The following is a 4,774-nucleotide window of genomic DNA, read 5'->3' on the forward strand; positions in this document are numbered from 1 at the left end:
GCTCCCACTGCGCATCACTGAGCGACTCACACCTAGAACTCATCCACCGATCATCAGCGACCGATCACCCAATCATTAGGAGACACGCCCTAGTCCACCGGCGGCACGACAGCCGTCTCGGTGACCAATCGCTCGCCCGTCTCCGAGTATCCATGCAGCGCCACACGCGTCGTCGGCGTGATCACCGGAGGGTCAATGCCGGGGCGTAGCTGTAGGTCGATGTTCGTCGGAGGCTCGTCAGACGGCGGCGGGTACTCCAGATGCGCAGCCACGACCACGAACCCCCCTTCGGGCAGCTGCAGAAAGTCCAATAGCTCCGATGGGGACGGCAGCTGATCCAAGTGGGAGTCCTGCTCGCCCTGTAGGAGTTCCAAGCAGACGACACCCGCGTCGGCCGGATCGACAAACTTCACCGGCTTGCCCTTGCCGTCATCGACCCCGACCCGTAGTCCGGCCACGGGGACGCGGATCTGTAGTGCGCGAGTCCATCCGGGCGTGAACTCGGCCGGACGCTCCCACCGATCCATCACCCGATCCTCATCCAAGTACGGCTTCGCGTCCTCCTCGGTGAGGAACGCGTGTCGCCAGACCCCAGACCTATGAAAGCTCCATTTTTGTCGCCCAGCGAGCACGCGCACCGCGGCATACCAGTCGTTCTTCGTCTTGGATGTCCAAACGCGCCAGGTGCTCGACCTCGGCCCGTCCGGCGACCCGACCGCGAAGCGGACCGTGGCCGGTGCGGTCTCGGACTCCACAGATACAACCCTGTCCCCATCGAGCTCCATGTGCATATCGGCAGCGTATGCCCGTTCAACCGACATCTCGGGGACCTGTCGGTCTCTAGCGCCAGCGGCGCGTCCTCACCCCTCCGCCACCCGCCAAAACTTCCCGCCCGCGCACCGGCGCGAGAACCGACGGGAAACCACTTGAGCCCCAACCGATCCCGTAAGCGGGATTAGTTGATGCTCAACAGGATTCGCCTACCTGGCGGCGGCCTCGCGGCGGCAGCAGAGGGCCGAACGTCTTGCGCTCGGCCAAGCCTATGGATCAGGTGAGTACATTGCCAGCGACGAGGGCGGCAACCCATGCACTCCCACCTACCTGACAGCGGCATGGGCGCGAACACTCGCAGCGCTCAATATCGAGCATGTGCGCCTTCACGACGCTCGCCACAGCTGCGCCACATTGATGCATGCTCGCGGGGTCCCCATCGCCGCGATCGCTGTATGGCTAGGCCACGCCAGCAGCGCGTTCACTATGGCCACTTACACACACGCGCAGAACGAGGCACTCAAGGCCGCCGGAACGAGTTTCCGATGAGTTGTGACAATCTGCGACAACACCGGCGATGTCACGAACCGTTCGAGAGCATCACAGCAGGTCAGAGAGTGGGGCGACCGGGGCTCGAACCCGGGACCAGCGGATTATGAGTCCGCGGCTCTAACCAACTGAGCTATCGCCCCGCAGCCGGGAGTCCCGGCAGCGGGGACGATGCTACCGGCGATGCCCGGCGATGCTCACATGCGGGATCGGTGCTCGGTCCACATGTCCCGAGCACCGATCCGCTGTACTGCTCCTCCTAGGGGCAGGTCACCTTGATCTCGAAGGACTTCTTGTTCATCGCCGTCGGGTTGGACATGTCAACGGCCGGAACATTTCCGGTGATGTCGTAGGTCTTGGCGTTCTTGGTGACCTTCGCGTCACCTCCGGGCACGCCCTTGGCCCAGCCGAGCGCGACGCCGTTGGTGGCGCCCAGGCCGACTGTCTCGACCTCAGGGTTGTCGCCGGACGTCAGCGTCGCGCCGATCCCGGCGGTGCCCGAGCCGTTGCCGATCGCGATGACCGTCTTGCCGCCGTTCTCGGTACAGACGACCTCCTTGGAGGTGAGTTCCAACGCCTTGCCGTCGACCGTCACCGAGGCCTCGCCCCCGGTGCTCACGCTGCCGCTTCCGGGCATGCTCATACTCGTACTCATCCCGCTCATCGCGGTGGTCGTCGTCGACGATGAGTTGTCTGACTTGTTGTCGCTACAGGCGCCTAGGGCGGCCACGAGGCCGACGGCACTCACGCCGACAACAATGATCTGGATCTTGCGCATGACTTGCTCCTGGGAAATTTGTCGTGACAGGGGTGCCACGCGAAGGTGACCCGGATCACAGTATTTCTGTGAATATGCCAATGAGACCCGATCCCCTTGACTGGATTCACTACAGTATTCCGGCGCGCGATTCAGTCGAATGTGACGGCAAAACTGCTGGTGATAGGCTCGCGAGCCTAACTAGTTAAATGCACGAGGGGGATACTTTGGGACACAAAAAACAATTGCTGGCCCGTGGCGGCACGGCAGTTATCGCAACGGCGGCAATGATCGGATTGATCGCCGGATGTTCCGACAGCAAATCATCGTCGAAGGAAAGCAGTACTGCCGCGCCGTCGGCGGAGACCAATCTCCACGACGCCGCACTGAAGGCGTATTGGGCCACCATGCGCGGCGACTACGAGACCGACTGGAACCTGATCTCGGCCCGGTGCCGAGCCAAACTCGTGAACAACGACTTCAAGTCATTCGCCACCCAGATGCAGCAGGCTTACGCCGAACGGGCACCGCAGCTGGTCAAGATGGGCGACCCGAAGATCACCGTGACAGTCGAGGGCACAACCGGCAAGGTCACGACCGACGCGCCGGACGGCAAGTCGCAGAAGGAAGCGGTCAACTGGGCGCTGATCGACGGACAGTGGGTCAACGACAACTGCTGAGCCGCAAGGGCATCCAACTGACGCGAAAGGCGCCTCCCGCTTGAAGGGTGAGGCACCTTTTCGCTTAAGCCCCCCAACTGGACTCGAACCAGTAACCGTTCGGAGATATTCAGCCGCATTACTGGTTCCAACGTGCCGTATTGGTTCCGGTTAGTGCAGGTCAGCAGCATGACGGTTCCATCGTTTCCACAAGTGGAAGTTGGGTTCCAATGTGAGACACCCGGAGCACCAGGCCTTTACTCTTCCAGTCGATGTCGACGGCCATGTCCGAGACCGGCTTGACCACCGGGTAACGTTCATACGGCTGGCGGTCGGGCGTGTGGCTCATGCCGGCCTACCGGAGTCAGCGGCGATGACGGCGCTCCGCGCATCCCCTGCTGCAGTACGGCTCGCCAGATGGCCGCGGGATCACATCACCCGAGATCGGATCATCGGCGAAATCGACTGGAATGACCATGGATTCGCGGGCGCACACAGAGCAGCGCGCGCCCTCGATTGGCTGGAATATGGGCATGGTGAACCCCTCTCGATGGGGATTCAACCTCCGCAAAGTTGGGGCGCCGGGGGCGAGCTTCCCTCTCGACCCCGGCCAGCCCGAGCCTATACGAACGCGTGTTCGAACGAAACCTGTCGCCACCCGAGATCGCGGCAGCTCGCTTCTGTTGCACTACTAACAACTCTGCTTTTATTGTCACTTTGCCATAGTGAATCTGCTGCGTTTTTGTGACTAGCAGGTATGCGATCAACAAGGAGACGTAGCGGATGAGCTTTCGGAGATGTGCAGTGGTCGCGACGACCGCAGCTGTAGTCGCACTGACGGGTGCTGCCGTGGAAGCCGGCAACGCGGCCGCGACCAACTATCCGAACGCGGCCACCACGCGCACCACCCCAGATGGCTGGAAGGTCGGCGTCGGGCTCAGCGGCTATGCGGTGCATCAGGTGCCCGACCTCAATCAATCGCAATTCACCCGTGAGGCCTTTGTCGATTTGAACAGCAACGGCGTGATCGGCGGCACCGGCCACGTCCCCGTTGACTCAGGAACCCTGACCTACGGGTTGCAGCTGGCGTGCGGGGTCGATGTCTCCAACGGGATGAACCTTGGCTGTCGATTACGCCCAGTGTCGGGGTGACGATCTCCTACCCGCCCGCACTGACCGGGAACGTCGGCATCACCCCGAGCGTGTCCGCGACGGTGAACCCCGGGGTGATCAACGACTTCAAGTTCGGCACCAAAACCATGAAGGGCGCCCAGGCCGGCATGCAGATGACCGGCGTGCACATTGTGGTCTCCGGCTGCCTGTCGGGGATCTCAATACGGCCTTACGCCACCGTGGCGATCTCCACCGCAGCCAATGACACCACCACGAACGTGTACGGAAAGCCTGTAACACTATGAGCAACAGGATTTCTCGGTCGATTGGCTGGCCCCGGTTTCTCATCGCCGCACTCGTTGTCGTGACGGCGGTCGTGTCGGTCATAGCTATCGCGAACCACGATTCGCCGCGGGCTCACGCCGACGCGCGCTGTGATGCGTTGCGCGCCAAATACGGAGCCGGATGGCCTTGCGTCTCAGTACCGACGTACACACCACCAACCACGCCACCTGCGGTGACAACAGCGCCAGGAGCCACCGACAACAGCGGCAGCGGCGTTAACATGCATGTTGATGCTGGACCGGGACCCGGCATCGGGAACGGCACGCCCATTGTTCCCGTTCCGGGACAGCCGGCGCCCGCTCCGATTCAACCCATCGCACCTACCGGTGCAGCCACCAAGGTTCCGTCGCCAGGTAGTCCTACCGCTGTCGATCAACAACAAGCGCAACAGCTGAGCATGTGGGGATGTATCAACAACCCCATGAAATGTATCGGAAAAATCACACCGGCAAAGGATTTCAGCTTCAACCTCAACCATGAGAACAGTGAACCGTCCTGGTCTGGTCGGAGACCTGGATCAAGCCACCGCGGGGATCGGGGTGACGGCCTGACGGTACTGCCTCTCGTGGTCGACAGGGGC

Annotated in this window: 6 protein-coding genes and 1 tRNA gene; 4 read left to right on the top strand and 3 right to left on the bottom strand. The window is 62.1% G+C overall.

What is annotated here, in order from left to right:
• Positions 1-89: 89 nt before the first annotated feature.
• Complete coding sequence (locus G341_RS0100170; protein WP_155826646.1) at positions 90-755, bottom strand: hypothetical protein; 666 nt, start codon at positions 753-755, stop codon at positions 90-92.
• 304 nt (positions 756-1,059) lie between these two features.
• Here G341_RS0100170 and G341_RS23285 point away from each other — a divergent pair, with 304 nt between their 5' ends.
• Entirely contained in the window at positions 1,060-1,320 is a 261-nt protein-coding gene (locus G341_RS23285; RefSeq protein WP_281171080.1) for a tyrosine-type recombinase/integrase, read from the top strand.
• 69 nt (positions 1,321-1,389) lie between these two features.
• On the opposite strand, the gene G341_RS0100175 is transcribed toward G341_RS23285, so the two are convergent.
• Both G341_RS0100175 and G341_RS0100180 read right to left on the bottom strand, forming a co-directional pair.
• Positions 1,390-1,463 (bottom strand) — tRNA-Ile (locus tag G341_RS0100175).
• A gap of 116 nt (positions 1,464-1,579) precedes the next feature.
• Positions 1,580-2,098 carry a lipoprotein LpqH gene (locus G341_RS0100180; protein ID WP_018177090.1) on the bottom strand — a complete coding sequence of 173 codons (519 nt, stop codon included), beginning with the start codon at positions 2,096-2,098 and terminating at the stop codon, positions 1,580-1,582.
• 266 nt (positions 2,099-2,364) lie between these two features.
• Between G341_RS0100180 and G341_RS0100185 the strand changes: the two genes are divergently transcribed.
• From G341_RS0100185 to G341_RS24395, 3 genes are all read left to right on the top strand, one after another.
• Positions 2,365-2,757 (top strand): hypothetical protein, encoded by a 393-nt coding sequence (locus G341_RS0100185; protein ID WP_018177091.1) that lies wholly within the window; start codon positions 2,365-2,367, stop codon positions 2,755-2,757.
• A gap of 783 nt (positions 2,758-3,540) precedes the next feature.
• Entirely contained in the window at positions 3,541-3,888 is a 348-nt protein-coding gene (locus G341_RS24390; protein WP_162140684.1) for an MspA family porin, read from the top strand.
• Entirely contained in the window at positions 3,885-4,154 is a 270-nt protein-coding gene (locus G341_RS24395; RefSeq protein ID WP_026303069.1) for an MspA family porin, read from the top strand. Before G341_RS24390 ends, G341_RS24395 begins: the two co-directional genes overlap by 4 nt.
• Positions 4,155-4,774: the final 620 nt, after the last annotated feature.

Source organism: Jongsikchunia kroppenstedtii DSM 45133 (assembly GCF_000380485.1).
Lineage (GTDB): Bacteria > Actinomycetota > Actinomycetes > Mycobacteriales > Mycobacteriaceae > Jongsikchunia > Jongsikchunia kroppenstedtii.